The sequence below is a fragment of the Nostoc sp. NMS7 genome (genome assembly GCF_017115085.1).
GTDB lineage: Bacteria > Cyanobacteriota > Cyanobacteriia > Cyanobacteriales > Nostocaceae > Nostoc.
This window is the reverse complement of the sequence record NZ_JABXKJ010000097.1, coordinates 1-25843: the sequence shown is the minus strand read 5'-3', so window position 1 is coordinate 25843 and position 25843 is coordinate 1. Positions and strand designations below refer to the sequence as shown.

General features: G+C 40.7%; 25 protein-coding genes and 1 pseudogene. 15 read left to right on the top strand and 11 right to left on the bottom strand.

What is annotated here, in order from left to right; genetic code table 11:
* The first annotated feature begins 8 nt into the window (after nucleotides 1-8).
* The 5 genes from HWQ38_RS10240 to HWQ38_RS10220 all read left to right on the top strand — a co-directional run bounded on the left by HWQ38_RS10240 (nucleotide 9) and on the right by HWQ38_RS10220 (nucleotide 5478).
* Nucleotides 9-2201: a DNA translocase FtsK gene (locus HWQ38_RS10240; protein WP_292792991.1), complete on the top strand. Its 2193-nt coding sequence runs from the start codon at nucleotides 9-11 to the stop codon at nucleotides 2199-2201.
* A complete protein-coding gene (locus HWQ38_RS10235) occupies nucleotides 2191-2649 on the top strand; it encodes a hypothetical protein (RefSeq protein ID WP_292792871.1) in 459 nt (152 codons plus the stop codon). Before HWQ38_RS10240 ends, HWQ38_RS10235 begins: the two co-directional genes overlap by 11 nt.
* Before the next feature lie 25 nt (nucleotides 2650-2674).
* A complete protein-coding gene (locus HWQ38_RS10230; protein WP_292792869.1) occupies nucleotides 2675-3163 on the top strand; it encodes an ATP-binding protein in 489 nt (162 codons plus the stop codon).
* A 271-nt stretch (nucleotides 3164-3434) separates the two neighbouring features.
* Complete coding sequence (locus tag HWQ38_RS10225) at nucleotides 3435-4700, top strand: hypothetical protein (RefSeq protein WP_292792867.1); 1266 nt, start codon at nucleotides 3435-3437, stop codon at nucleotides 4698-4700.
* Nucleotides 4701-4971: 271 nt separating this feature from the next.
* Nucleotides 4972-5478 carry a hypothetical protein gene (locus tag HWQ38_RS10220; protein WP_292792865.1) on the top strand — a complete coding sequence of 169 codons (507 nt, stop codon included), beginning with the start codon at nucleotides 4972-4974 and terminating at the stop codon, nucleotides 5476-5478.
* Nucleotides 5479-5665: 187 nt separating this feature from the next.
* On the opposite strand, the gene HWQ38_RS10215 is transcribed toward HWQ38_RS10220, so the two are convergent.
* Complete coding sequence (locus HWQ38_RS10215) at nucleotides 5666-6121, bottom strand: helix-turn-helix domain-containing protein (RefSeq protein ID WP_292792863.1); 456 nt, start codon at nucleotides 6119-6121, stop codon at nucleotides 5666-5668.
* Nucleotides 6122-6643: 522 nt separating this feature from the next.
* On the opposite strand from HWQ38_RS10215, the gene HWQ38_RS10210 reads away from it, so the two are divergent.
* Nucleotides 6644-7855: a hypothetical protein gene (locus tag HWQ38_RS10210; RefSeq protein WP_366933265.1), complete on the top strand. Its 1212-nt coding sequence runs from the start codon at nucleotides 6644-6646 to the stop codon at nucleotides 7853-7855.
* Nucleotides 7856-8417: 562 nt separating this feature from the next.
* Nucleotides 8418-10646, top strand: a complete 2229-nt coding sequence (locus HWQ38_RS10205; RefSeq protein ID WP_292792859.1) for a hypothetical protein — start codon at nucleotides 8418-8420, stop codon at nucleotides 10644-10646.
* Between the two features lie 137 nt (nucleotides 10647-10783).
* Here the strand turns inward: HWQ38_RS10205 and HWQ38_RS10200 are convergent, their stop codons facing one another.
* The 4 genes from HWQ38_RS10200 to HWQ38_RS10185 form a co-directional block, all read right to left on the bottom strand.
* A complete protein-coding gene (locus HWQ38_RS10200) occupies nucleotides 10784-10924 on the bottom strand; it encodes a hypothetical protein (protein WP_292792857.1) in 141 nt (46 codons plus the stop codon).
* A 167-nt stretch (nucleotides 10925-11091) separates the two neighbouring features.
* Complete coding sequence (locus HWQ38_RS10195) at nucleotides 11092-11895, bottom strand: hypothetical protein (RefSeq protein WP_292792855.1); 804 nt, start codon at nucleotides 11893-11895, stop codon at nucleotides 11092-11094.
* Complete coding sequence (gene dnaB, locus HWQ38_RS10190) at nucleotides 11858-13213, bottom strand: replicative DNA helicase (protein WP_292792853.1); 1356 nt, start codon at nucleotides 13211-13213, stop codon at nucleotides 11858-11860. The genes HWQ38_RS10195 and dnaB overlap by 38 nt, the downstream gene beginning before the upstream one ends.
* Nucleotides 13210-14103 carry a helix-turn-helix domain-containing protein gene (locus tag HWQ38_RS10185; RefSeq protein WP_292792851.1) on the bottom strand — a complete coding sequence of 298 codons (894 nt, stop codon included), beginning with the start codon at nucleotides 14101-14103 and terminating at the stop codon, nucleotides 13210-13212. Before HWQ38_RS10185 ends, dnaB begins: the two co-directional genes overlap by 4 nt.
* A 283-nt stretch (nucleotides 14104-14386) precedes the next feature.
* Between HWQ38_RS10185 and HWQ38_RS10180 the strand changes: the two genes are divergently transcribed.
* The 3 genes from HWQ38_RS10180 (at nucleotide 14387) to HWQ38_RS10170 (ending at nucleotide 16622) form a co-directional block, all read left to right on the top strand.
* The gene (locus HWQ38_RS10180; RefSeq protein ID WP_292792849.1) at nucleotides 14387-14761 is read left to right on the top strand and encodes an XRE family transcriptional regulator; all 375 of its coding nucleotides are present in this window, start codon (nucleotides 14387-14389) and stop codon (nucleotides 14759-14761) included.
* 222 nt (nucleotides 14762-14983) lie between these two features.
* The gene (locus HWQ38_RS10175) at nucleotides 14984-15571 is read left to right on the top strand and encodes an IS607 family transposase (RefSeq protein ID WP_366933264.1); all 588 of its coding nucleotides are present in this window, start codon (nucleotides 14984-14986) and stop codon (nucleotides 15569-15571) included.
* A complete protein-coding gene (locus HWQ38_RS10170; RefSeq protein WP_366933263.1) occupies nucleotides 15456-16622 on the top strand; it encodes a transposase in 1167 nt (388 codons plus the stop codon). The genes HWQ38_RS10175 and HWQ38_RS10170 overlap by 116 nt, the downstream gene beginning before the upstream one ends.
* 29 nt (nucleotides 16623-16651) lie before the next feature.
* Here the strand turns inward: HWQ38_RS10170 and HWQ38_RS10165 are convergent, their stop codons facing one another.
* Complete coding sequence (locus HWQ38_RS10165; protein WP_292792845.1) at nucleotides 16652-17110, bottom strand: hypothetical protein; 459 nt, start codon at nucleotides 17108-17110, stop codon at nucleotides 16652-16654.
* Nucleotides 17103-17867, bottom strand: a complete 765-nt coding sequence (locus HWQ38_RS10160) for an AAA family ATPase (protein ID WP_292792843.1) — start codon at nucleotides 17865-17867, stop codon at nucleotides 17103-17105. The genes HWQ38_RS10165 and HWQ38_RS10160 overlap by 8 nt, the downstream gene beginning before the upstream one ends.
* 585 nt (nucleotides 17868-18452) lie before the next feature.
* On the opposite strand from HWQ38_RS10160, the gene HWQ38_RS10155 reads away from it, so the two are divergent.
* Nucleotides 18453-19415 carry a ParM/StbA family protein gene (locus tag HWQ38_RS10155; RefSeq protein ID WP_292792841.1) on the top strand — a complete coding sequence of 321 codons (963 nt, stop codon included), beginning with the start codon at nucleotides 18453-18455 and terminating at the stop codon, nucleotides 19413-19415.
* Between the two features lie 2 nt (nucleotides 19416-19417).
* On the top strand, nucleotides 19418-19708 hold the full coding sequence (locus HWQ38_RS10150) for a hypothetical protein (RefSeq protein ID WP_104902259.1): 291 nt from the start codon (nucleotides 19418-19420) through the stop codon (nucleotides 19706-19708).
* 331 nt (nucleotides 19709-20039) lie between these two features.
* Here HWQ38_RS10150 and HWQ38_RS10145 read toward each other — a convergent pair whose 3' ends face one another.
* Nucleotides 20040-21671 (bottom strand): AAA family ATPase, encoded by a 1632-nt coding sequence (locus tag HWQ38_RS10145; protein ID WP_292792839.1) that lies wholly within the window; start codon nucleotides 21669-21671, stop codon nucleotides 20040-20042.
* Between the two features lie 324 nt (nucleotides 21672-21995).
* Between HWQ38_RS10145 and HWQ38_RS10140 the strand changes: the two genes are divergently transcribed.
* The 3 genes from HWQ38_RS10140 to HWQ38_RS10130 all read left to right on the top strand — a co-directional run bounded on the left by HWQ38_RS10140 (nucleotide 21996) and on the right by HWQ38_RS10130 (nucleotide 23756).
* Nucleotides 21996-22652 carry a primosomal protein gene (locus HWQ38_RS10140; protein WP_292792837.1) on the top strand — a complete coding sequence of 219 codons (657 nt, stop codon included), beginning with the start codon at nucleotides 21996-21998 and terminating at the stop codon, nucleotides 22650-22652.
* A 172-nt stretch (nucleotides 22653-22824) separates the two neighbouring features.
* Nucleotides 22825-23256, top strand: a complete 432-nt coding sequence (locus tag HWQ38_RS10135) for a hypothetical protein (protein WP_292792835.1) — start codon at nucleotides 22825-22827, stop codon at nucleotides 23254-23256.
* Between the two features lie 185 nt (nucleotides 23257-23441).
* Nucleotides 23442-23756 (top strand): hypothetical protein, encoded by a 315-nt coding sequence (locus HWQ38_RS10130; RefSeq protein WP_292792833.1) that lies wholly within the window; start codon nucleotides 23442-23444, stop codon nucleotides 23754-23756.
* 82 nt (nucleotides 23757-23838) lie between these two features.
* Here HWQ38_RS10130 and HWQ38_RS10125 read toward each other — a convergent pair whose 3' ends face one another.
* From HWQ38_RS10125 to HWQ38_RS10115, 3 genes and pseudogenes are all read right to left on the bottom strand, one after another.
* A complete protein-coding gene (locus HWQ38_RS10125; protein ID WP_292792831.1) occupies nucleotides 23839-24384 on the bottom strand; it encodes a hypothetical protein in 546 nt (181 codons plus the stop codon).
* Nucleotides 24385-24536: 152 nt separating this feature from the next.
* Entirely contained in the window at nucleotides 24537-25322 is a 786-nt protein-coding gene (locus HWQ38_RS10120; RefSeq protein WP_292792829.1) for a DUF6753 family protein, read from the bottom strand.
* Nucleotides 25323-25341: 19 nt separating this feature from the next.
* Nucleotides 25342-25843: pseudogene (locus HWQ38_RS10115) on the bottom strand (mobilization protein); the annotation flags it as partial.

Genomic DNA, 25843 nt, shown 5'->3' with positions numbered 1-25843 from the left:
AATCAGTGATGTTATTACCATACAATAACACTAATGGTAATATTGAAGTTCAAAAACAACAGCTTTTGACTGCAATTGTGCAGGCAAAAAAAGATGGTTTGGGCAATGAAGAGATTACAGAGAATATACGGGAAGCTTTACCTGACGTAATGGTTTCTTATGCTGAAACTGTTTTAAAGCAGATTGACTTTAGAGCAAAATTATCACGTCAGGTTATAGAATTTAATTTAGAATTTTTATTTCAGGTAATATACGAATCAGTAATTGCAGGTACAAACGATGAAGAAATATTATCAATATGTGCAGAACACTGTACTTTAAACCAGTACGAGTTTGCACGTTATGCACTTCAATATATTCATCTCAATCGGATGCCATCACAGTGGGAGCAAAATAACGTATATAATAAGATGATTGAGATAGTTAATCTATCACCCATTGAATGTTTATTTGAATATATTGGGGCAATCAAAAATATTTATCTCAAGCAGATTGGTTATAAAGTAGTTCAGGAGAATCTTTATAATTTATTTTTGAGCAATAAACAAACTAGTTATTTTACTGATTTAGCTAATAAATCTAGAGATAAATTCATTAAAAACTATTGCTGCCGAACGGCAGTGCTTGTTGCGCGTGCCACAGGTAAGCCATTAGATTCAACGCTGACAGCAGATGGCTTAATTATTTTAAAAGAGCCTAAATATTTAGATATAAATACTGGTGCAAATGAGATTGTTGCTTCACAGATTTTAACTATGGGACAGGCAGGTAAACTATTAGTAGATACTCTCGAAGAATTTAGTATTAATGCCAAATATGTTGATGCTAAAACGGGTCCAACATTCAACCGCATTAAGGTAAAATTAGGACGAGGTGTAAGTTATAAAAAAGTAGAAGATATTGGCAATGACTTAGTGCAGCAGCTTGGTGAAGAGTTAAACTTGAAAGTTGCACCAATGGTAAGTGTTGTGCCTGGGGGAGTTGTATTTGACATACCCCGGTTAGACAGACAATTTGCCTATTTCCGCGAATATCTTACTTTTGACGGCGAACCTGATATTCATTCCGTATCTATCCCCGGTGGTGTTGATGTTGATGGCACCTATGTGGAAATTCAGCTTTATAGCGACAATGTAACCCATATCCTGGGTGGTGGACGGACGCGGGGTGGAAAGTCGCAGTTTGAGAAAGCAGCAATCTTATATTTAGTGCGACGATATCCCCCTTCGATTGTTAGATTAGCGCTTTCGGATGTAAAACGCGTGACCTTTGGTAAATTTGATGGGCTACCCCATCTTGTTGCCCCAGTTGCGCGTGATGCAAAGTCTACCGCTAACTTGCTAGATTACTTGGTTGAAGAAATGGAATTGCGTTACCAGGAATTTGAGCGCCACAGTAGTATTGAAACGATCGCACAGTACAACCTGCGGTTTGCACCTAATTTTGTCATGCCGCGAGTAATTTGTCTGATTGACGAGTGTTTTGATCTACTTTCCGATGATAACTACTGCGATCGCATTGAGACTGCGCTGATGAAGTTGCTTGCAAAAGCGGGTGGTGCGGGTATTCACGTATTGTTATACACCCAGCGGCCTGACAAAAATGTGATAGACCCATTGATTCGCTCAAATTTTCCAGCCAAGACAGCCTTTGTTACGACTCGCCCTGAAGACAGTTGTATTATCCTTGGGGACGATAAAGACAAGCGTGCGGTTTATTTACTGGGATACGGAGATTTCTTGTACAAAACGACTGAGGTGGTGCGACTCCAGGCGCTTTATGTAGCTGACGATGAAGACCCTGAATACTTCCAGCAGTTACTCTTGGAAGCAAAAAATCAAAACGACCCCTACACAGCTTGGCAGTCTGGGTTAGACTTTGATGAATTTGTTGCTAATTTGTATGGAGAGAGTAGTAATAATGACAGTAGTAAATTTAAAGCCACTGCTGGTACTAAAACTCATACTAAAACTAAGCAGCCTAAGACCGATTTTGAGGGCAGTTTTAACTTTAAGGTACAGCTTGACGAGGAAGCAAGAAACTCAATTTTGAATTTGCATCAAAAGGACTATCAACTTGATGAAATTGTCAAAGCGGTATTCAATTTATCCCGTCAAGATGGTAGGTCTTATAAGAAATTTAGAAATGTTGTTGAGGAGTTTTTAAATAGCTTGAAAGAGGGCGAGGAAGATGATATTTGAACTAACCATGCCTTTACCCCCTTGTATGAACGAAATTATTAACCAGGCACGGTCGAGTTGGCAAGCTAGTGCTGAACTTAAGAAATATTGGACAAACTTAATTGGTGAATTTGTTAGAGAATGTGATTTTTGTTTGGATAGTAAAGTTTGGATTGAGTTCCATTGGTATCTCAAAAATTTTGGACGAGATAGCGATAACGTAGCTGCTGCCGCCAAATTTATCATGGATGGTCTGGTTACAGGACAAGCAATCCGTAACGATAACTTGACAGTTATCCAATCACCTGTTGTACATTACTATCATCGCAGTAGTGGTGATGATGGTGTGCTGTTGAGACTTTCACAATCACCTGACTTTCTGTTAGATAATTTTATTTTATCTAACCAATTTTCTAGAAAAAGTTTAGAAAGACACAATCAAAAAATCACATATTTAGTGTCAATTTAATTTATGGATAGATTGGATTTAAAGGATGACGATAATGTTACGTTATAAAGACTACCGTCAGTTAATCGCTCAGGTAAATGCAGGCAAGAATATTAACCTATGGGGCAAGCCAAATATTGGTAAGACTCTTACTGTTAAAAACTGTTTATTCAAGGATATTAACTTAGAGTCTGTTTACCTCAATCTTGAATATCCTTTTAGTGTGGCTCATCTATTCAAAGTTATTCCTATTAGCTTCAGCTTTTACTACCAGCAGGATTGGCAAAATATCATAAGCAAATTATCTGATGGTTATAATAGGCTGCTGGTGATAGATAGTTTTGATAGATTGCACTTTGTTAGCAATACTTTTATCGACGACTTGTTCCAATTACAACAGTTAGCTCAACTAGAAAATTTTTCTTTAATATTAATATCTCGGATGCGGCTAGAATATTTCCACTTTCCAGGTTTCGCTAACTATTTTGAAGAATTGGAATTAAACGAAACTAATACTTGGACTCTTGGACAGTAGATATGTGGCTTATAGATATCGTTTTTTGATGATATTCCACTCTGGGTGGATGATTGTTTTAAGCAATCAAGCAAGTTCGACTCTTGCTATCACCATTGAGGATGAAACTACTGCCGATACTGAAAATTAACCAGGACGAATCTATGAAATAGTTTTGGAATTGTTAATAGAGTAAGGGGTAGGTTAGTCGTGTAGTTCTCAAGAAATCCCAATCCTTACCGGGGCGAGAGTAATTAAAAACCTTGTAACCTGCATTTTGGAGGGATGAATTATGTTGAAGAAGTTTGCGTTTAATTGCTTAAGAAACATTAATGCTGCTTTTGGAATGGTGTCTTTGACTGCTATTGGTTTGGGCGCTATAGCAACTTTTTCTGGTTTGGGCTTATTGTACTTAGCTAGGGGCGGATTCCCAATTGTTGAGAAAGAACGCTCTGAACAAATTGCCTATATTGGCACTGGTGCTATTGTATTAGGCTTTACCGGAATTATTTTTGCTTCCTTGGGTGGTGCTTTCTTAAGTATTGTTGAAGAATCGGAGGAAACTAATTCGAGTAGAGAAACTGCACAAATAGCTGACACAAAACCGCTTGTATTAACAAAACCTGAGAGCTTTGAAAAATCTAATGGTGTACCTTTTATTTACACTTACACGGTGATTAATTTTGAGGGACATCCTGATTCAAAGGGCTTGGTTGTTTGTAGATTTGAGGAAGAACCGTATAGGAAATTGCTACTTTACGAGGAATTACGTTCTCACCACATTGACGACTTGGCAGTAATCTGTGATGAAATTGATCCAGATAAATTAATTGGACAAACCTTTTCCTCATATAAGTCTTTACCTTGTGAAGCTTTAGAGGAACATTTAGATATACACCGACGCTATGTTAATGCAGTTAATAGCGAAGAATTTACTTCTTGCTATTTGCAAGTGTGTGCTGGGTGTAAGTTACTGCATGGTGCCAATAATATTGTTTGTGGCATTCATCCATACGGATGGTTTGAAGATGGTTGCTGTCCAGATAAGCAATGGGATGAACGTAAGGCGTTGTTTCCATTTGAAGATGATGCTGTTGTCGAAAGCTTAAATAGAGAAATATCGTCCAATCAGGCGAATCTTTGGAAGTTTTACGGCGACCTTATTTTGTGGGATGAATACGCTAATCGTAGGTTTTCTTTTTCTTATTCCGGTATCTTGCTGAAACATTCTGATAGACTACTTGAGCTTGGTACGGAAGCGAGACTTCTTTCTTACATCCAGTATTTCCGCACTCGAAATGTAGTGGTCTTTGACTACGTAGCATCAAGGCGAGTTTCGGAGTTTGCGAAGGAACTTAAGGGCATAGCCAAAATCGAGTTTGATGGTGATGAGATATCTATCTTTTTTGATATATATGCGCCATGTCACCGCTTTCGCCGTGATGGTGTAGCGCTGCATCCTTACTCAACTTTTGTTCCCCAAGAACTCAAATATAACTACAACTTGGTTAGTTACGTCAACTACCTTAAGAGTAAAAAATTTGGAGTGCTGGGATGAATAAGGAAGTTTCTAAAAGCTGCGGGTGCAAGTTGGAAAAATCACATTTTTGCAATTTCTGTATCTTGGATTGGTAATTTCTAAAATTCAACAACTGCAAATTTTGGAAAACTTCGTTTGTCTAATTGCTTAAAGGCAATTTACCCTCCTTCCTCCTACTGGTGGATGGGATACGTATAAAAGCTTTCACTCAGTACGGGGGTTTTCCCCCGCTACTGGGTGGTAAGCCGCTATAACGCCGCCCATCAGTAATTCATGGAGGAATCACATTATGTCTGCTTTTGCAATATCACCTTTTGTGCAATCTGTTAACGATGTTTTGTTTCCAATCGAGTTGTTTTTAATTATCTTCCCAATCTTATACGTGATTTTTGTCCCTGCTAAATCAGTATCACTTCAAGTTAGTAATAACGCTGCGGTGATTTCTGAGGAGTCGTCAGTTTTTGAAACTCAGAGGGATTTGACTGTAGTTGGTGCTATTTCTAATGAGAAAGAATTTTCTGAACCAGAATCTTCGATTATTGAAACTGCGCCGCCACTTGTTGAAACTAGGTTTGCGGATGAAGCCAAACAACTTGTGTTAATAGATGTTACGGAAGAGAGGAAGAAGCTTTTGGATTTAGGTGCGCGGAAGCTGCGACAGTTCTGCAAGGAACGCCAAATTCAAGGCTATTCTACCGTCTACAACCGTAAAAAACTCGATGGACTCGTTGACTTTCTGATTGCACAACAAGTCACTTCTGCTCAAGTGGTCGAGTTTGTGGAAATGCTTGCTTAGAGTTTGATGAAAAGCCCCGGTTGGTACTGGGATTTAAAAAGTTGTCGTGAACAATAGACTTATCCAAAAAATCACAAACCAGTCTGTGCAAAGCTTTGAGATCAAGTTTTGAAATTGTGCAACTATTTTTGGTGTCAACTAAAAACCACCCCTTTAGGATAGGATGGTTCTTGCTTGATAATTTTTTCTATTGGAGTTGGGCTTCCAAGATGCGTCCTATACTTCTTGGCGATAATGTCGGTAATCCCCTCTGAGTGGCTTCCTCAGCTACCTGCATATGGTAATGATGCTTTGAACGACTGGGTTTTCGGTTCTTGCTCCATTTGCTGATTTCGACGATTTTGCTCGTTTCTGTACTTTTGCACTTCTTAGGTCTGCCCACGTTGACACCTAATACCTCGTTAGCTTTTGCGATCGCCGACTCCTGGGTTTCTGACAAGATGGTACTTGATGTCCATCTTTTCTTCCACTTTGCTATTGAGTTTTCGGTTACGCCAATCTCTTGGGCTAAGGCTACATATTTTTTGCCTTCGTTTAGTCCCAGCAGAATTTTCGCTCTTTTGCTAACTTCATCGCTGCTGGTTGCTGCTATGTACTCTAGTGCTTGCTTTTCAATAGAATTTAATATCTGAAGACGAGGCATCTAAAAATTTACCCCTCTTTACTGTACAATTTTGCCAAATGGAATGAAGCCTGATATACTTTTTTTGTAGAGTCCATTTTTCCTAAAGATTCACTCAAGGCCCTGGTGCAAACAGGGCTTTGAGGAAAAAACAAGCCCACCTGTTACTAGAACAGGACGGAATTTTGTTTTGTCAATTTAGTTATCTAGAGCCATCATATCATGAGTTTACACACTTTTACAAATCTTTCTTTAGATAGATGCTTTTTTTTTCAATGCCATTGTGTTAAATATCTCTTCAGTCGTATTTCTTTTCAATGGGTTGGGAATAATAGTTACTGCGCGAGAAAATTCTCTTTGAGAGGTTTTCTGGTAGTTAATCCTTTGCCATTTACAAGATTTAATTATTTTTTCAAATTGTCACTTTTTCCAAGGGATGAAAGTGCTATAAGTCTTGCTGGTTAAGATTTTTCTGCTTTCTGCTTAGGTTTTTCAAGATGGAACCTATCTTTTGAGTGACAATTTGTGACCCGGAGTATAAATATGTCTGAGGTGAAGAATCCGGCAATTGTATATATTTCTCCTGCGGAGTTGGTTATTCATCCGAAGCTGATAGAAATATATGGTGAGAATGAGGAACGTCCCGCTTTAGAAAAAAGTATCTCTGAAAGAGGGATTATTGAATCTTTGAAGGTATCTGCACGTACTGGTGTCAATGTAGTCTTGGCAGGTAAGTGTCGCTTGCAGATAGCTCGCAAGCTCTTAATTTCCTCTGTGAAAGTGGAATTTGTTGAGTCTGGTTCACCTGAAGAAGATTTGAAGCTAGTGCTTGACTTTAATCTCCACCGGGAAGGTGGGAAAACTCATTACCAGAAATTTCACCAGGGGCAGTACTGGGAGAGCGTACTTCGTCCCCAAGCGAAAGAAAGACAAAGGGAGAGCGCTCGTCGTTTGAATGAATCGAAGTGTTCAAATTTGAATCATTCGATAAATGAGAGTACCTCTCAATTAAAGAAGGGTAAACCTGTGATTCAGGAGGTTTCGGAGAATCTAAATATAAGTGTTGGCAGTTATCACAAGGGTAAGAAAGTTTTTGAGTTGATTTCTCAATTACGAGAAATGGGAAAATTTAAGGCAGTTGTTGCACTGGAGATGGAATTTAACCGGAGTATTGATGCAGCGTACAAGTTTGTTTGCAATCAAGATATCTGTTACCAAGTGATAGACCTTCTGGAAGCAGATGAGATAGGTAGTATAGGCGATGGTATTGCTTGGATGCTGAATGGCGATAAGCAAAGCTTTAACCCTTCGGGTTATCGCAATCCGTTTCGACGCTTCCAGCTTGACCAAGTATATCAATTCAAGAAGAGACTGCGGCCCGAATTGGAAATTGTGGGACGGGTTATTGGTATAACTAATGAGTTTGTTGTATTTGGATTGAGGAATTTAGGGAATATGAGCCTAGAAATTGTGAATCTACGTCCGCGACAAATCGATGCAGAATTGCAGGATGAACCATCTGCATCACAGAGGAAGAGAATATTTCACTTAATGCAAAAGTTTAGTGATGTTTTCCCCGTTCAGGTGTCTTTGGCGGAGTTGTTAAAACTCCCAAATTTAACTGATAAAGAGGAGGTTTTATTGCGGATGTATGAGTCTGACGTATTTGAAAAAACTTGGGAGGATTATAAGACCCAAATGAAAGCAATGGAAGTTTCTACAAATAGAAAAAAGGATAAGATTTGTGCTGCATAGGTAGCTGTAAGCAGTTAATCTAGCAGAGAATTTATCCCACAATTTAACATTACTTACTAGATTAGCATCTCAATACTGATTACAGTACGAGTTCACTGTTTTGAGTGCTGAACTCGTATCAAGATATTTGACTGTTTTTTGTTTTTTAACTCGATGGTGGAGTATGAGTAATTTCATCTTCACCAGTTGTACTAACAAGAGCCAATGTGGGGTGACACTTGTGGGTGTTACTAGCTTTGCATTGTTATCCCAAAACTAAGAATGTCGATTTAGTGACAACTTCGCTAGAACTGCCTCATTTAAATAATAACCAAAAAAAAGTTGGGTAGTCGCATTGTTGTTGGTGAAGCGTGTTGGACTAAATCTTAGCCTAAGCCTACGTATGTCTAAGCCTAAACAAGTATAAACCTTTGTTTGCTTTCAACCACGAGACGATTACCAGTCGCCTCCAACAAGCGGATAACCAACCGCTTAATTCAAAATAAAATTTCAAATTTAGGCTAACACATTTTGACCAACAGCGAGACTACCTGATGCACAAAAATCATCAGGACAGTCACTCATGTACCAAGAAAGTTTCTCTTCAGATGTCGAGAACAAGCCCCAATTAAGCCTTTCACAGCCTTCAAAAAAGAAAATCAAACCCCACCTGCTCGCAGATTATGTGGGCAAACGCTACGTAGAGCGTTTTTGGCATCCATTTGGGGCAATTATCGCCCCAAATCAAGCAGAAGGTGATGAAAAACCAGCATGGCGTACCATCGATTATTACCTGCAACCCTCCCAACTGTGGAACCTACACCAAGACAAGTCGAAACTAGTAGGTCTGCGCTTTAACGACACAACACGTTACGCCACAATCGATTTAGACTTAGAAGGCGACTACCATAACATTGAATCCATAAATCGGATCAAAGCAGCGCTAGAGGACATTGGCATAGTCGATATCATTATCCTCCAGTCCAGCTTTAGTGGCGGCTATCACCTAATCCTAACCTTTGCATCTCCCCTGCCCACTTTTGCCCTAGCCTGCGCCTTAGAGATTACCTTGAGGAATGCAGGTTTTATCCTGCGCCAAGGACACCTAGAAATCTTCCCCAACACCAAACCATATAGTGCCAAACAAATAACCAACTACAAAGCTATCCGTTGCCCCATGCAACCGGGTAGCGGGTCATTTTTACTTAATGACGACCTGCAAGCTATTAGTGACTCAGTTTCTATCTTCCTCGACCATTGCGATCGCGCGGCAAGTCGGCAAGATTTAACCAAACTAAAACGGGTAGCGAACAAAGCCAAAAAACAAATTTCACGGGAGAGATATCGCAAGCAAGAATCTGCTGACGTTGTACAGTGGCGTGCCAACTGGGAAGAAATCATCACCACAGGCTGGACAGGAAAAGGACAAACAAACACCCTCCTACAAATCTTCGTAGGCTACGGAATCGTCTTTTTAGACTTAGAGAGTGATAAATTAGTTGAATTTTGCCTTACTACCGCAATTAACGCCCCTGGCTACAGCCAATATTGCCGACACCAGCACGAAATCGAAGCTAGAGTGCGGCATTGGGTAGAATCCACAATTCGCAACAAATGGTACAGCGCCTATATTAGTTATCCCGAACGGCTATTGGGTACATTCGCCAACACATTTGCAGAAGCCATAGCAGGCATTAGCAGCATCCATAAACCCAAAGACAACGTAATCCCATTTGACCGTCGTAAGCAACAGAACTGGGAACGCAGCCAAAAAGCTCAACAACGTATCCAGTTAGTGGTAAGGGCAATAGAGTGGGATAGAGGGTTGCCAGTAGGGGCTACTGAACGGGGGAAAGCAATACGTGCTGAATACAAACGCCGTTTTCACAAAACTATCTCACAAGAGACATTACAAAAGCACTTGCATTTGTGGCATCCTACGCGCTACATCTTAGACCCTTGGACAGAAAATAGCTCAAACCCTTATAAATCAACAAATGACGGGCAATTTAATAGCTTTCAAAACTCATTTGCAAAACAAAGTGCTGAAAACCCTTACCAAAAGGAAAATGACGGTCATTCTTTCTATATGAAGGTTTTTTGTAAATGGTTACCTCCTGCTGCCGATGCCCCTACAGGGCAGCAGGCAGTAGCAAGTTTTGAAGAAGTTGCTGTGTCTGAAGGAGAATTGTTTTTACTGCAAATCCAAGATGAATCTGAAGAAATTAATATTAATTCCGAAGAATTGAATTTATTACAGCTAGAAGATTTGTCTTTAACCTCAACTGTCAAGAAATCTGATAATTCATTAGTTTCTTCAAATATTATACAACTAGCTGAAAATGTTAATGAAAGTAATTCACATAAGGATTTTAAATACCTTTCTAACCCCGGCGCGGTTGAAAATTGCAATAACAAAAACTTATCAATCAATTCTGTGAGTATTCCACCTACTGCGCCTACATCTGCAATTGTGCCGCCTGAAACGTCACAAAAAGCTGAAGTTAGTGAGCAAAGCACATCTTCAGGCGACCCAGCAGCAACTCTCGCTTTGTCAGAACTGAAGAAACTGACTAAGTTGCGACTCCAAGCAGCATCCCACGCCAAGCGTGTAGCTAGAGAGTACTGCCTAATTGCGCGACGCTTGATAGGAGGCAGGGAACGCGAAAGACTGGAGCAGAGTGCCAAAATGCAATTTTATCTCGATTCGGGTAACAAAACTCTAATTGCAGAAGCTAATGAGTGGGCAGCTGCTAATCCTGGGTGCCTACCGTTTTCGTTGGAGTTAGCGTTTCAAGAAAGTGAGACGTGATAGCCGAATTTTACAAGTGGGAGTGATTTGGATGCCTATAGGGTTGCTGATAATAAATACTTACTTCTCAGTAAAACGCCAAACACCATCCCATTTCTCTGTCCTATTACCTGATTCTAAAAGATAATTGACTCGACTCAGATATAAATCAGCAGTTTAATTACTTTTTTTAATTCTTGGATAGACGAAGCCTGCTCAATTACCATCTCTACCAGTTGTCCTTGTGACAACTGGTAGAGGCTTTCACGAGCTAGTTCGAGAGGCTGGTTTTTATCCATAACTTTGATAATCTGCCTTGCGTGTTACACCTGTCAATACCCCAAAACATTTTTGGCGTTTTGACAATATTTTTTTATTTTTATGGCGCCGTGACCCCCAAAGGGGGTCACGAGCTTAAAGTTTTGGGAAGGAGAGCAAACTAGCGACCTGAATCCTTACGGTTTTTCTATAATTTTACCCGCAATATTAGCAAAATTTCTCTAACTGGGGCTTTATCTGCTTCTAGCTTCTCTATTCTGCTTAATAGTCGTTTTGGAATATACTTGCACTTTTTAACCAGGCGATTACCATCTTTCCAAAACTCATAGTGATACCAAGCTTGGGGATAATCTTTGCCGTGAAGGGTGATGGTTTTCCACTGAATGGAGCCACTACCTAATCCTTTGTGTCGTCTAGTTTTACTAGGGTTATTTTTACTGGGGGTTATTTCTGACTGTTCGACATCGTTACTAGGGTTATTTTTACTGGGGGGTATTTCTTTGTGTGGTCTAGTTTTACTAGGGTTATTTTCGATATCCCCCAGTAATGTGTTTTTACTAGGGCTAGGCACAACACCCAGTAATGTCAAAATTTCTCTAATTGGGCGCTTGTTGAACTCTGCTTCTTGAATATCCCCAAGTATTTGCTTGGGAATGTACTTGGTCTTCTTTCTCCCTTGTTCTTGCCAATGATAATAAGCCTGGGGGTAGTCCTTTCCACCCCTAGTAATGGTGCGCCAATAAATAGTGCCGTTACCCTCACCCCAATTTCTGCGCTTTTTACCAGGGTTGTCTTTACTGGGGGATATCTCTATTTGTTCAGGCTTTTTACTAGGGTTATCTTTACTGGGGGATATCTCTATTTGTTCAGAGTTTTTACTAGGGCTATTATCAATACCCCCCAGTAAAAGTTCCGATACAGGAGGCGGATGGGTTTGACAGCAGTTTGAAGACTCAGATATTTCCGGAGCGCAAATTCTGGATAATTCCATAGGACTTGTCAAAAAATACCGTTGCTGTGCCTGTTTCACCGTGTCGTGCCTTAGCCATGATGAGTTCTAATATTCCTTGATCTGTAGTATCTGAGTTGTAGTACTCATCCCGGTAAGCGAGAATAATATTGTCTGCCACCATTTCTAAAATTCCCGATTGGCTGAGGTCGCTCATCATTGGGCGCTTATTCTGTCTGCCCTCAACTCCCCTAGAGATTTGCGACAGTGCTAGCACAGGTACATCCAGTTCCCCTGCCATTTTGTAAAGTCCCCTGGCCACATCTCCTAGTTCATAGCTACGGTTCCCTCCAGAGTCCTCTGCCATCATTTGTAGGTAATCAACTACAACCAACCCCAGTTTTCCTTCTTTGACCTTAATTTGACGGCATTCTGACGCAATTTGTGAAACGGTGATGCCCCTTGAGTCATTCATGTACAGCGGTAATTCTGAAGCAACACCGACGATTTTGGCAATGCTTGTAAATTCCCAGTCTGCTAGGGGTTTATTACCTGAGCGATGTCTGCGGATGCGATCGCTTTTTAGTGGCGTTAACTCTAGATGCTTGTAAGCGTTGGTAATACTAATTAAGCTCCACAGCCTGTACTCCAATTGTTTCTTTGTCATCTCCAAGGAGAAGATGACCACAGGTAGCTCATGGAACAGTATCATTTGGAAAGCCAAAAACAAGGCAATTTGGGACTTTCCCATTGATGGCCTACCCGCAACTATGGTGAGTGTGCCGCTTTCAAATCCCACCATCAAATTATCGAGTTCATGAAGTCCTGTAGGGTAAATGGGGTTTCCTGAATTTAAATCCTCGTAAGCAGCAACGTTAATCGTGCTGTTGTGTTCAGTGTTTGAAGATAGGGTTTGATTAGATAATTGGAAAACTTTCTGTTCTGATTGGTCAAGGATTTGTGGTAACTCAGTTTCTGTCTCGTAACCCAGATGTACAATTTCATTTCCAGCCTTGATTAACTGTCTACGCGCGAATTTGTCCATTACCAACTCGGCTAAAGTGTCAATGTTGACAGCTGACACTGTGCGGTCTACCAGAGTTGCTAATTTATTTCTCCCGCCGATACGGACTAGTAAATCGTGGTCAGTAAGCCAAGCTGTAACTGTGAGTAAATCAGTGGGTTTACCAGAGTAATGAAGGCGCTGGACGGCTTGATAGATATCTTTATGGGCGCTAATGTAAAAGGCTTCGGGAATAAGGCGATCGCTGACTCTACCAATTGCTTCTGGGTCAAGCATGATACCGCCTAAAATCGCCTCTTCCGCTTCGATGTTTTGGGGTGGCAATTTATCAATCATGTCGCACCTCCAGTATCAAGAGCGAGATTTTGCCTTTGCGACTCTTCCCAAGCTCTTTGAGCCTGTCGCTGCCGTTCCTCGATTTCTCGGTGGAATTCGTCTCGAGCATTTTTTGTTTCAGTTTTTTTGGCTTGTACCTGTTTTGAAGCCAGATATTTTTCGTAATAAACCTCCCAGCGATTTCTTCCGGCTTTGTTCTTATGAGCTAACCAAGCCTCAATGTCGTTCACTGGCTGGCTAAGATTTTTGGTTTTTTCCTCACAAAATTCCAAAAAATTCGCTCGCTCGTCTTCTGAGAGAGTCTTTATAAAGTCTAAATAATTCTTATTGATCTTAGGGTTTTGTAATCCTCTCTCCACAAGGCTTTCAGCCTCCGCATGGTGCGTGGCGATCGCGCATGGTGCGTCATGATCCATCGTGGTGTGTGGTGATCCAGCGTGGTGCGTGGCGATCGCGCTCGGTGCGTCATCACACCTTGGGTGCGTCATCACACCATCGGTGTCTTCACACACCTTGGGTGCGTCATCACACCTTGGGTACGTCATCACACCATCGGTGTCTTCAATAAATTCAGGTGTGTTATTGCACCATAATCCCTTTGGCTTCACCTTGGTTCTGACTTGCAATAGCTCTAGATCAATGAATCCCTTTGCGTCTAATTCCTTGAGAGCGCGGCTTACAGTTTGCCTGTGGACTATCCGCTCTGGTGCTGACAGCTTACGAGCTACCTCGGCGGCATTGATGTCAATCCCTTGGTTATAAGGATCAATGGTTCGGATGTAGTAGAGGATATCCCTCTGTGCTGGTGTGAGTTCACGGCAGGCTTTCAGCCATTCTTCATGCTGAAGTGGATAGAAACGTCCCTGAATTTTTGAATTTGGTTGTGTCACAATTTTGCTAATACAAATGAAAAGACAAAATTTCACCTCGATCCGTTGGGATAGAGACTAATTTTTTAGGTGTCCATCATTAACACTTAGTCAACGAACTTTTATATTCAATCGTGACAAGGTATTTATTTGATGGCTATGCTAGTAATCTGAAGATTAAAGATATGTCTGGAAAAAAGCACTCCTAGCAAGAGTTTGGTAAGATTAGGGTATACATCATCGTTGTTGTTTCATCAAACATCAAATAGTATAACCGTTAAACTTAAGTATAATTAGCAAAGCAATGCAAAGTTTTGTATCAGAAAAAACTCAAAGTTATCAGCAGTTATTCGATGAGATGATGAATCGCTTCAATTTGGAAGCGAAGAAAACTGCTGAACAGGCTAAAGTGTCGGAAGTAATGTTATCCCGCTTTCGTCGCGGGAAGGCGGATCTAGGAGCATCAAAACTAATATCGCTACTTTTGGCTATTCCGGTAGAAGCTAGGGTGTGGTATTTATCTGAGTTATTTGGTCAAAGGCCAGGAATTAGCCTGCGATCGCTAATTGCTGAAGCACCTCCAGAAGAACAGGCTGAAGTTTTACGACTAATTGCTGATATTTTTGTGAATAACAGCCGTGAGGCTACAGAACCAGTGCAGTTCCTTAAAGCTTTATAACTCACCATTGGCAATAGAATTTGACTAAGAGTAATTATCCACCAAGTTGCAAATATCCAGCAATTCTCATTATGAGAATTACTGCTTTTTCCTACAACATCCCAGATATTAGTGCAATTACCTTAACCTCTCACGGATGGATTAGGGTTAGCCAATAGCTAACTATTTGCTAACAATAGATTACGTATACTAACAAATGCTTCTCGTAGTGGTACATAAACCATACCACTACGAGAAGCAGTCAAAAGACTTGGACTGCATCCAAACACTTTAAAGAAGTACGCAGGTAATGGCAAGATCGAAAGCATCAAAAACGAGGCAGGGCAAAGACTGTTTAACGTCGAGTCTTACCTCTGTGGTGCAAGCCAGAAGCTCTCCTTTATTTGTTACTGCCGAGTCAGTTCAACCAAACAACGAGACGACCTTGGTAGACAAATTGCTTACATGCAATCACTCTACCCAGATGCCGAAATCATCAAAGACATTGGCAGTGGAATCAACTTCAAGCGGAAAGGACTGCAAGCCTTATTGGACAGACTTATGCGAGGAGATAAGCTCACGCTTGTTATTGCCTGTCGTGACCGGCTCGCAAGGTTTGGATTCGAGCTTATTCAGTACATGGTCGAGCAAAACGGTGGACAAATCGTGGTTCTCGACAATACTGTACACTGCCCCGAATCAGAACTTACCTCGGATCTTCTCTCCATCTTCTACGTCTTCTCTTGTCGGATGCACGGATTCAGGAAGTACAGTAAAAAAATCAAGGAAGATCCGGATCTTCCTCACGGCGGCACAAAGGCAGATTCTTAAATCTTGGTTTGGTGTGTCTAGATTTGTCTATAACACTACTGTTAAATCGCTGCAAGATTCTAGCATCAAGGCTAACTGGAAAGCGATTAAGACTGACATATTGAATGGACTACCAGAATGGAGTAAATCAGTCCCTTATCAAATTAAATCAATCGCCATCAAAGATGCCTGTAAAGCTGTTAGTAACGCCAAGAAAAAATTTAAAAATGGTGGTGGTATTAGCAAGGTTAGATTTAGGTCAAGGAAAGACACTGTACAATCTTGCTACATTCCCAAGTCTGCGGTAAAAGACTTAGGAATTTACCACACTATATTAGGTGAGGCAATCTTCAAAGAAGCCTTGCCGCAAAGCTTTGGCGACTGTCGTTTAATATTTGCCTACCGTGATTACTATCTGACAGTTCCAGAGAACGTGCCACAAGAAAAATCTGATAACCAAGGACGCGTTGTGGCACTTGACCCCGGTATCAGGACGTTTATCACATTCTTTTCTGAATCTAGTTTTGGTGAAATTGGAACAGCTGCTAATTTGCAAATTCAGAAGCTATGCTTCCGCTTAGATAAGTTGATTTCTAAACTCACCAAAGCTAAATGCAAACAGAAAAGAAGAATGAAACTTGCGGCAAGTTCACTACGAGGTAAAATCAAAAATCTTGTAGACGAACTGCACAAGAAAACTGCTCGATTTTTGGTTGACAACTTTGACATTATTTTGCTACCAACTTTTGAAACATCTCAGATGTCTAAGAAAGCAAAGCGGCGAATTAGGTCAAAGTCAGTACGCCAGATGTTAACACTCTCCCACTACCGATTTAAGCAGTTTCTTAAACACAAAGCTTTTGAAACTAGCAAGTCAGTTATGGATGTTAACGAGGCATACACATCAAAAACAGTCAGTTGGACTGGTGAAATAATCCCCAATCTTGGTGGCGCTAAATTCGTCAAGTCTCCATCTGATGGGCAAGTGATGAGCCGGGATCTAAATGGTGCGCGAGGGATTTTCCTTCGTGCATTGCTTGATACGCCCTCTCTCCAAGAGTGTATTTGTTAATGAATGTTAGCAAAAAGGTATCGGTTAACTTAATCGTTAACGTTGATTTTCTTAGACAATGTCTGAAATTTGCGTTGTTCACCAGCTTGTTTACGCTGTTGATAACGTTTTCTAGCTTGGTTTAGTACCTCTTGCAATAATTCCTCATTTTCTGAGCAGACGATAAATGCAGCTTCTAGGAAAGTATCTCTAGTAATTTTATTTACATTGCAAAACGTATCTAGTTTGGTATCAATATCCTGTTCTAACCTAATTGTTCGCCTGATGATCTGGGTTAACTCTAACTGCTGTTCTTGATTAGAAGTGCTTACCTTATCGTTTATTACTTCCTCACTATCTAAATCTGGTTTTGGTTTTTCAGGTAAATGACTAAATTCAGTAATTTCGTCATTTATTAATTTATCATGTTGTACTTTTACAAGTGTTGTATCCCGTGCTGGAACACTTGGACGTGTCTTTTTCTTAAGGCGCTCAAAAACATCAGACATTCTTTTGTAACCTCTCGATAATTTGTTGGAAGGGAGTTTCGAGTTGTTCAAATCCTAGAGAGGACAAACTTACACCTTTATCTATGGCCTTTTTAAATTGTTCAGATTCTAAAATTGAAGGTAAAACGACTATTTCTTCGGCAATTGTTCGCATTGCACTGATACTCGCCTTACTTTGTGCGACTTGGTTATTACCTACCCATTTATCTCTGAATGGCAAGATGCCAAGTACTATCCCTGAAAAAGCATCAATTTCTTGAAGCTCCTCAACTAAACTCAGAGTTCGGATGAGAGAATTTACACCTTTGGATGATGCTTCTACAGGAATGATGATATGGTCAGCTGCCCCCAACGATGTAAGGCAGATTTGCGATCGCTGAGGTGGCGCATCGACAATGCAATATTGGAATAAATCTGATATCTCTTTTAAGCGTTTGCTCAGAACAATAGCTCCCATACCGCTCCCAGACAAAAATTCTTGAGCATTATCTAATCCATCATCAGCAGGAATTAACCATAGGTTTTCTCCGATTTCGTAAATACCATCTTCAGTATTGATCTGTTTTTTGAGAACTTCTAGAAGCGTGGGTTGATTCTGCTGAACTTCGTGCCCCAGGTAAAAAGTTAGGTTCGCTTGGGGATCGGCATCAATCATCAGTACACGCTGTCCTGTTTGAGCAAGCATTCTACCCAACAAGATTGCAACAGTTGTTTTTCCCTGGCCACCGGACAAGGATGCACAAGTAAGAGTTAACATTTTACTGACTATCAGCAGCATAGTGTAAATTAGTCAATATCATAATGCATAATGTTGTTTTTAAGTTGTTTAGTCATTATATAATTTAGTCATTTATAAATGACTAAATTGTGCTTAACGCTATTTAGTCATTACTTTAGCTCTCAAAAAGTCCTACTCTTCGAGAAGATAGCTGTAAAGATAGGTTTTTGTCCCGTTTAGTTGTTGCTGATTTTAGTCAAGACATAATTTAGTCATTCAAAAAAGACTAAATTGTATAATGACGTAATCTAGTAAAATAGTTTTATTTTATTCATAAAATAAAACTTAAAAAAATGCTGTTGGGGGCTATGTAGGGGCTATATGTACCCCAAAATGGTTTGGGACTTTGATGAATACTTAACACCTACATAGGGTATATATAGGGGTCTTATGGGGTATATTTGACTGTTTGACACTTTATACCCCACTTAGCCCCCAAGGGGGTATGATAAGCTCTTGAGGCTGGAGAAAAAAGAGGTAGTCATTTTATTCTTCTATCCTCTGCTCCCCCATATCTCCTCAACTGCTAACTTTTACAAATTGAACCGTATTACCTTTCCCCCAATGTCGAACATTCATACCTTACAAAAAATTTTTCCTGCTGGCTTTGATAACGGTTATGGAAGCCTAAAACTTTTAGTCGATGGCTTTGAAGTTGTTCGTGTCCCCAGCTATATTTCCACAGCCGAGATGGAAGATGTACCCGGACGAGTAGTTTTTAATGGTACTGCTTACACTGTTGGAGAATCAGCCTTCCGCACAGGTTATCATTTTGACCGGAATACAGACAACAATGAAAATAAAGTCAATAATGCGCTATTGACATTATTCGGTGCATTGGCACATCTGCCACACCGTAAGGCTTGGCACTTAAAATTAGTCGTCAGCTTACATGATGTTGGTCTGGCTGACGAATTACAAAAAGTACTAAGTGGAGAATATCAGCCAATACTTGCTGGCAAACAATCAGAGGTGAAAGTAGAAGTGCTGAAAGTTGTGCTAGAGGGGATGGGTGCATTATTTGGGCATCAACTACCGAAAAAATTAACCATTTTAGACTTTGGTAATGGTACGACTCTGTATTCTCGTTACAACCAGGGGAAACGAGAAGTTCACACTGCCTATCCCATTGGTGTAGAAGTTCTCATTGATGATATTTCCCAAAAAATGAAACATCTAAATGGCGGAAAAATCGGGGATGCATCCAAAATCCGATTTTGTCTGGAGATGGGACATACCAAGTACAGCCGTGACATCGATATCAAAGATATATACAGTGCTTGTTTGAAAGATTGGTATGAAAAATACTTGAAGAAAGTGGTGAATCTGACACTTGATGCCAAGCACCAAGGGGATGAAATCTGGGCTATAGGTGGAGGTTGCCTCTTACCTGGATTTAAGAAGCTCTTAGAAAAGAACGGTTTCAAAATTCTGGATAATCCAGTGGAAGCTAATGTTTTTGGGCTTCTAGAAATGGCAAAAACCATTATGAGCAAGAATCCAACAACCACATCTGGGAAGCTATAACAATGACAGACAAACAAGACTTGACACCGGAAAAAGTTCGGATCAAAGATAGCTACCGGGAGCGGATATTTGCAGAATCACAGCAATTAGGTAAAAGTTACCTGGAGACGCTTTACTTTATCATTGATTGTTATTTTGCTTTCAGAAAGGGTACATTCCCTACCCAACAAGTAGCTTTCACCCCGATTAATACTGAGTCAAACCAACTTATTCAGCCGACTAAAGAGCTATCTACAGACTCTAAACCAGAGGATTCTGATGACCAAACCTTCAGCCTTGATTTTGATTTGTAAGGGAAATATAGGGCTCCCGTGAGGTTGGTCAGCCGATGCTGTAGTCTCTGAGTCAGCGCCCAAGGATGTCACCAGTCGAAGTTAAAGAGCTGTTCACCCAGACATTTTGGTTGTGATAAAAATTACCACGTTGTTCTAATGTAAACCCACCCAGCAATAATCCCAACCATACTTCTAAGCTAAAACACATTTAATTTGCATATTAAAATTTTCTCAATGTCTTGTGGAATGGGCATCTTGCCCGCCCTGATTATGCAACTTTAATGCTGATTAGCTTACCATCGGCATTTTAAAATCCGACACAAGCTGAATTTCAAAAATTCCACTCATATCACCCAAATAACTCCCGATGCTGATAAGCAAATCGAGAAACATCCAGACTAGCTACAGGTTTAGCATAAATAGCCTGATTGCGAATTGCCTGTATCTGTTCTGACTCTCGCTCCATAGCTGGTGTGAATTCTTGTCGCTGTTTCAGCAAATCCTCAAACTCAATTTCCCCTGGCCTACCTTGATAAAAAGCCGACTCTGCACAACGACGGACTGCATTACCAATTTCTGCCGGACTGCAAATGCGATATTCAGCCAACAGTCTACGCCATTGATCATCGCTCCAAGGTGAGTTATTGTCTCGAAAAGCTGGAAAATACTTAGCTAGATGTAGATTGAAAACTTCATATCTTGCCCCTTCATGGGGTAAATCCACAAAAAAGATATCATCAAAACGGCGCACTAATTCCGCAGGTAGCATTGACAAGCGATTAACAGTAGCAATGGTATAAACAGGCTCTTGATGCTCTTGCATCCAAGTCAACAAAGCCGCAGATAGCCGCCGTGCTACACCTCCATCTGCATTGGAATCCCAGCCAGCAAAGCCTTTATCAAAGTCATCCCAATAAAGTACACAGGGAGCAAGGGAAGTCACCAAAGCAATAAACTCCTTTAATGCTCTGTCGGGATGAGGATCACTCAGTAGTACACCCCAATTAGCTGCTAACAGTGGCAATCCCATTTTCTGAGCTGCCAACTTGGCAGAAAGACTTTTACCAGTACCCGGTGGCCCCCATAAGAGCATCCCAGTGGGAAACTTCAATCCATATTGCTTTGCTTTAGGTTGAAGTAGACAGGTAATAGTTTCCAACCTTTTCTCCAGTAAATCTAATCCCCCGGCTGAAGGTACATCCGGTTGAGCAATGTACTCTAAACCCCGACCCCGCAATTTGCTAACTTTATGCTCTAGCACTAATTGGGCGATTTCCTCAAGCTGCTCTGTAAAACCCAGACATTGCTGTAGTAGCATATTTATCTCGCCTATGGGTAAACCTTGACAGGCACGAAAGAGCAATTGTAGTGCTGATGTTTTTTCTGTTGTCTTTAACCAAGAATTGCGATCGGTTACGGCGCGGCGATCGCACTCCGCAAACTGCTGAAGCTGGGGATGGCTACTTCCAACCCACGCATCACAAAACTGCTGCACAACCATCTGCACCTGCTGTTGATCTGGAAGTGGATTTGATAGCACAGGAATAAAAGGCTGTAATTCTAGAGGTAGTTGAACGTAAGTTTCCAATAACACCCAGTAATGACGTTGCTGACTCCAGAGAGCTTGATGACAGGCATTGAGTAATTGATAGCTACATTTTTGACTTATTTTGCTCCCATCACCCTGATTTAGCACTCCCTCCAGTAAATAAATACCCGGTTGATATTCCTCCAGAAGATACTGAATAATGTCCCCGTCTTTACCCCTGTCAGTTGACTGTAAGATGTACTGACCTTGATGCTGAATTAATTGCTGTAGTCCACAGTAACCAGGATTCCAGACAAAGACTGACAAAGAACGTTCTTCACCCCAATGGTAAAACTGCTGTAATATTTGCATTCTGTCAGGCGTATGATACTCCAAAGCTACAATTGCAGTATTTTGGTCAGCCAGAGGAGGCCAGTCTGTTATCAATTTCATAAACCTTACTTTAACAACTTACTTTCCCCTTGTAGAGCAAATTTATTACTGGTGCTTTAGCCACATGGATAGTTATCACTCACGGGTTGGCTATATTTCTGACGTGAAAAAGAGCGATGGCTACGCCCGCCGCAGGCATCGCCTCCATCACAGCGTTAATTTCGGAAACTGCTCCTAGTCCGCTTCTTTATCTCTTAAAAGCATAAATTTATCGTCGCAGCAAAGACAGGTTTGAAATCGCAAAAAAATTGAAATGAAATGGATGTGAAAGCCGCGATTGCGGCAAGGAGGTGAAAAATTCACTTTATTAAAGGAAGCTGTAAAATGGCTTACGCAAAACGCTCCGAAGGAATCGCTAAAGCTAGAACCAATAACAACAATCGCAACGTAGCTAATACTAAAACATCTGCCAAAACCAATGGCACATCCGCTACAACTAAATCAAAGGTAGCGAATGCTTCACCGCAAGAAGAGGCATTAGCATTGTTGAAAGAATTGCGGAACCTAATCTTCAAGGAATACGGCGTTAAATTACAACTACGGGATTCGCGTGTTTCCACAAAAATCGGTCATGCAGCGCGTGAAAAACTCGGACTTGATATTGCAGCCCAAGTCAAAAAGAAAGGTGGTAACAAAAAGTTTGATTGGCAGAAATGGAATACCAAATTATTTACTAAATTGTTTGGACAACCAGATGCACTCAAATATGCACCAGAAGTAGTGGCAATTTTCATGAGTATGCTGTACGACACTATCAGCACTGACCCAGAGCAAGCAATAGTAGATTTAGTGGAATTCAACCGCGCATCTCTGGAACGTCGTAATTCTTTCCAAGAACAAGAAGAGGAAGAACTTGACGATTTAGATGACGAATTGGACGAAGACGTGGATGAAGATGAGGAGGATGACGATATCGAAGATGAACTCGACGAAGATTTAGATGAAGATGACGAATTAGATGAGTCAGATGAAGACGAGTAAATAATTCTGACTTATTCTCAGTAATTGACAGAATAATAACCCAAAATAACCATGTATTGCCTCAAACAATACAGGTTATTTTTTTGCCGAATAAAGAATTTAAATTGGAGCGAATTGCATCTTTCGATGCTGTTTCTATGAGAAAAATACTAAATATCAAGGAGTAATTCTCATGGTTAACGCTAACGCTCGCAAAACTGCTAAAGCATCACGTAAAATTGAAAGGCATATTCCTGCTTTAGAACGAGTAATGACTTATCAGGAAAAAGTACACCTGATGGTAATTGAAGTATTGCGAGAAGAATCAGGAAGAGAATTAGCAGCAGCAGCTAGATTTAACGGACAAGAGTTTGATTGGGATAAGCACAATTCCCAATTCCGTAAGGACTATGTAAATACACTATTAAAAGAACTGGTGAATTATGCCCGCAAGCTTTACGGCTTGAATAATCTTGATGAAATTCGAGATAGACGTGCTTCTCATAAAGCTGCTCGGTCTAAACGAATGGACGGACTCAATGGTTTAAGTAGCAACTCTGATGACTTGATAAATGACGATTTTGAACAAGATGAAGATGACGAAGATGTAGAAATTGACGATTAATTATAATGCCCCGAATTATCTAATTCAGGGCATTCTATTTCCCACCCACCCGCATCCAAAAAACAGAATTGAATGCAGCGATTGCTGCTGAATTCAAGAGATTAAAAAGTGAACTCTAACTCAGAAGGCATCTGTCGATGCTATCTAGGTGAGATGTAGTAATTCGTTAATCAAAGGATAATCAAATGACTCGTAATCAGCAACAAACAAAAGCGTTGGATCAAGTAATAGGTTATCAGGATAAAGTGCGATTAATGGTACTAGAAGTTTTACGTGAGGAATCAGGCAGAGAACTTGCTGCTCAAGCACGTTTTAATCAGCAAGAGTTTGATTGGAACGAACATAACATTCAGTTTCGCCAGGACTATAGCGAAACTCCCATCAATGAACTACTAGCATACGCCAAACGTCTGTATGGACTGAAAGATTTGGATGCAGTACGGGAGCGGCGTAAAGCTCATAAACAACAACGTACAGCTAGATGGGCTGAAGCTTCATAATTAATTACCTGCTGGCTCTCACAGCAGCCCCACTAAAATGTGGGGTAACTTTTTTGCCCACCCACCCTCAACCGTAAAAGCTTTATTTTACCGAAGATGCAGCTTCGCACCCCACCCCACCAAATGTTGTAATTGTCCGACTGGAAAGTTTACTGGTCATCAACTCATAAATCTGCTGGTTTGAAAGTTGAGTTAGCTTGACTTCGACTGTGGGTGCAGTATCTCCCCTGTTGACTTGAATAATGGAATTAGTCCAATAAAACTGCTGCTGGTCAGGTTGGGAATAAACAGGATAACAGCCTTTCGAGGCGATCGCTAATTTATGCTCTACGCTAGAAACTGATGGTAGAGAAATACCAGCACGAACTAATTTTGCCTCTCCTACTGGCCCCCACAAACGTAATTGTTGATTGACACAACGTTTTCCATCTTTTAGCGGGGCAATGATGTTGCCACAAACTTTAACATCCACATCATACATCGGCGGATAATCAGGTACAGTTTGAGCTTGAGCTTGAGTCGTATTCTTCTCATCCTTGCCACTGACATTTACAGTAGTAGGGGTACAAGCTGTAACTATACCTCCTATTACCAGCAGCCAAAGCCAGTTAACTTTGCGGGTAAACATCTGCTGAATCCTCTTCTACGATTGAGAAATTGACAACTAATTTTTTAACTTAAACCCCGTCCATTTTGAAACCTGGAGTTTTTAAGGAGAGTGTATTATTCGTTCATGGCTTGAGTTCTGAACTTTACCCTGATTCCAAAAAACTATGGTTTTCAAGGTAGACGCGGTTTAGATACAAACTGGCGCTGATTGCTAGGTGATGTCCATAATGTGCAGAACCCGGACGAGGCTTTTCTGCTACTTGCTCCAATTTCTAGTGTTACCCCCAAACGCTTGACATCCTTAGCACAAGTAAGTTGACCGTTTTGGTCACGACTCAGCAAATCTTGATTCCATTGCATTAGGTTGTGAGCAAACTTACCTTCATTACTGGTTGCCCATTCCAAAGCATTGGCTTCCGTTTGTGTGAGTTGGCGTGGCCCGGCAGGATCTAGATGACTAGATTGATACCAGGACATTCCACCTACACTTACTAGTCCGCCTACTCCAGCTGCAATTAATAGCAGTATTCCCGCAGCAATTAAAGAGGGAACTGAATGAATAGCACGCTCAAATTCAGTACGCCTAATTAATGCCGCCACTGACTGAGCGATCGCTTTTTGCTGACCTTTTACTGCTGCCTTTTCATATGTCTGGAGATGATCATAAAGCTGCGTTTGCCACAGGTCAAACATTGCTTCCATTTCTTTGGGATTGTCTTCCAACAGTACTTGTAGCCTACCAGTAGCAATCATCATCAGAAATGCTGGGTCATCAGGGTCAAGCCCAGTTTGGACTACTATTTCCCAAACCCTAGCTTTAAATGAATCATCTTTACCTCGAATGGCTAAATCTAGTAAAGTTGGGTAAGGAATTTGGCTCAGTCCTTTGCCTCTAGCAGCTACTGAATCCAAAAACTCATCGTCTAAATCGAGTTCTTCAGTGTGAGAATTACTCATATTTGTATTTGCTTTTAGATTACTTCTTGGTAGCAACCTTGCTGTTGACATTAGCATCATCAACTTTTTCTGTGGGGGAAGTAATTGAAGCTGCCGGAGGGTTCCAAATTTTAGCTTGATCAATTTCCTCAGAAGTTCTTTTGAGAAAATTGTGTAATCGCTGCTTACCCAATACACCTAACTCTCCATAATCTCTAGCCGCAGAAAAATTTATCTGATTTGCATCAAGGATATCCCGCTCTCGATAGCTGAATTTGGGAAAATTGATGACAGCTACTTTATAAGCTTTGATTAATTCCTGTAAATCCTTACGTCCATCTACGTGTTTCCAGTCATCACATAAACCATAATTGCGTACAAAGATATGCTTAATCTTGGTTTCAAAGCGTTCGAGAGATTGAATAAATAATTGAACACTGTCATATCCACCACTACAAACAAACCACTTGTATATTTTGACCTTATTTTGTATCCACTCAGTAAATTGGGGTAAGGAGAAAAAAGAAGAAGGAAGATTGTAC

What these genes read in the sequence shown, in the direction of transcription:
- HWQ38_RS10240 (WP_292792991.1), top strand. Translation starts at nt 9, where the DNA reads ATGTTATTACCATACAATAACACTAATGGTAATATTGAAGTTCAAAAA.
- HWQ38_RS10235 (WP_292792871.1), top strand. Translation starts at nt 2,191, where the DNA reads ATGATATTTGAACTAACCATGCCTTTACCCCCTTGTATGAACGAAATT.
- HWQ38_RS10230 (WP_292792869.1), top strand. Translation starts at nt 2,675, where the DNA reads ATGACGATAATGTTACGTTATAAAGACTACCGTCAGTTAATCGCTCAG.
- HWQ38_RS10225 (WP_292792867.1), top strand. Translation starts at nt 3,435, where the DNA reads ATGTTGAAGAAGTTTGCGTTTAATTGCTTAAGAAACATTAATGCTGCT.
- HWQ38_RS10220 (WP_292792865.1), top strand. Translation starts at nt 4,972, where the DNA reads ATGTCTGCTTTTGCAATATCACCTTTTGTGCAATCTGTTAACGATGTT.
- HWQ38_RS10215 (WP_292792863.1), bottom strand. Translation starts at nt 6,121, where the DNA reads ATGCCTCGTCTTCAGATATTAAATTCTATTGAAAAGCAAGCACTAGAG.
- HWQ38_RS10210 (WP_366933265.1), top strand. Translation starts at nt 6,644, where the DNA reads ATGTCTGAGGTGAAGAATCCGGCAATTGTATATATTTCTCCTGCGGAG.
- HWQ38_RS10205 (WP_292792859.1), top strand. Translation starts at nt 8,418, where the DNA reads ATGTACCAAGAAAGTTTCTCTTCAGATGTCGAGAACAAGCCCCAATTA.
- HWQ38_RS10200 (WP_292792857.1), bottom strand. Translation starts at nt 10,924, where the DNA reads ATGGATAAAAACCAGCCTCTCGAACTAGCTCGTGAAAGCCTCTACCAG.
- HWQ38_RS10195 (WP_292792855.1), bottom strand. Translation starts at nt 11,895, where the DNA reads ATGGAATTATCCAGAATTTGCGCTCCGGAAATATCTGAGTCTTCAAAC.
- dnaB (WP_292792853.1), bottom strand. Translation starts at nt 13,213, where the DNA reads ATGATTGATAAATTGCCACCCCAAAACATCGAAGCGGAAGAGGCGATT.
- HWQ38_RS10180 (WP_292792849.1), top strand. Translation starts at nt 14,387, where the DNA reads ATGCAAAGTTTTGTATCAGAAAAAACTCAAAGTTATCAGCAGTTATTC.
- HWQ38_RS10165 (WP_292792845.1), bottom strand. Translation starts at nt 17,110, where the DNA reads ATGTCTGATGTTTTTGAGCGCCTTAAGAAAAAGACACGTCCAAGTGTT.
- HWQ38_RS10160 (WP_292792843.1), bottom strand. Translation starts at nt 17,867, where the DNA reads ATGTTAACTCTTACTTGTGCATCCTTGTCCGGTGGCCAGGGAAAAACA.
- HWQ38_RS10155 (WP_292792841.1), top strand. Translation starts at nt 18,453, where the DNA reads ATGTCGAACATTCATACCTTACAAAAAATTTTTCCTGCTGGCTTTGAT.
- HWQ38_RS10150 (WP_104902259.1), top strand. Translation starts at nt 19,418, where the DNA reads ATGACAGACAAACAAGACTTGACACCGGAAAAAGTTCGGATCAAAGAT.
- HWQ38_RS10145 (WP_292792839.1), bottom strand. Translation starts at nt 21,671, where the DNA reads ATGAAATTGATAACAGACTGGCCTCCTCTGGCTGACCAAAATACTGCA.
- HWQ38_RS10140 (WP_292792837.1), top strand. Translation starts at nt 21,996, where the DNA reads ATGGCTTACGCAAAACGCTCCGAAGGAATCGCTAAAGCTAGAACCAAT.
- HWQ38_RS10135 (WP_292792835.1), top strand. Translation starts at nt 22,825, where the DNA reads ATGGTTAACGCTAACGCTCGCAAAACTGCTAAAGCATCACGTAAAATT.
- HWQ38_RS10130 (WP_292792833.1), top strand. Translation starts at nt 23,442, where the DNA reads ATGACTCGTAATCAGCAACAAACAAAAGCGTTGGATCAAGTAATAGGT.
- HWQ38_RS10125 (WP_292792831.1), bottom strand. Translation starts at nt 24,384, where the DNA reads ATGTTTACCCGCAAAGTTAACTGGCTTTGGCTGCTGGTAATAGGAGGT.
- HWQ38_RS10120 (WP_292792829.1), bottom strand. Translation starts at nt 25,322, where the DNA reads ATGAGTAATTCTCACACTGAAGAACTCGATTTAGACGATGAGTTTTTG.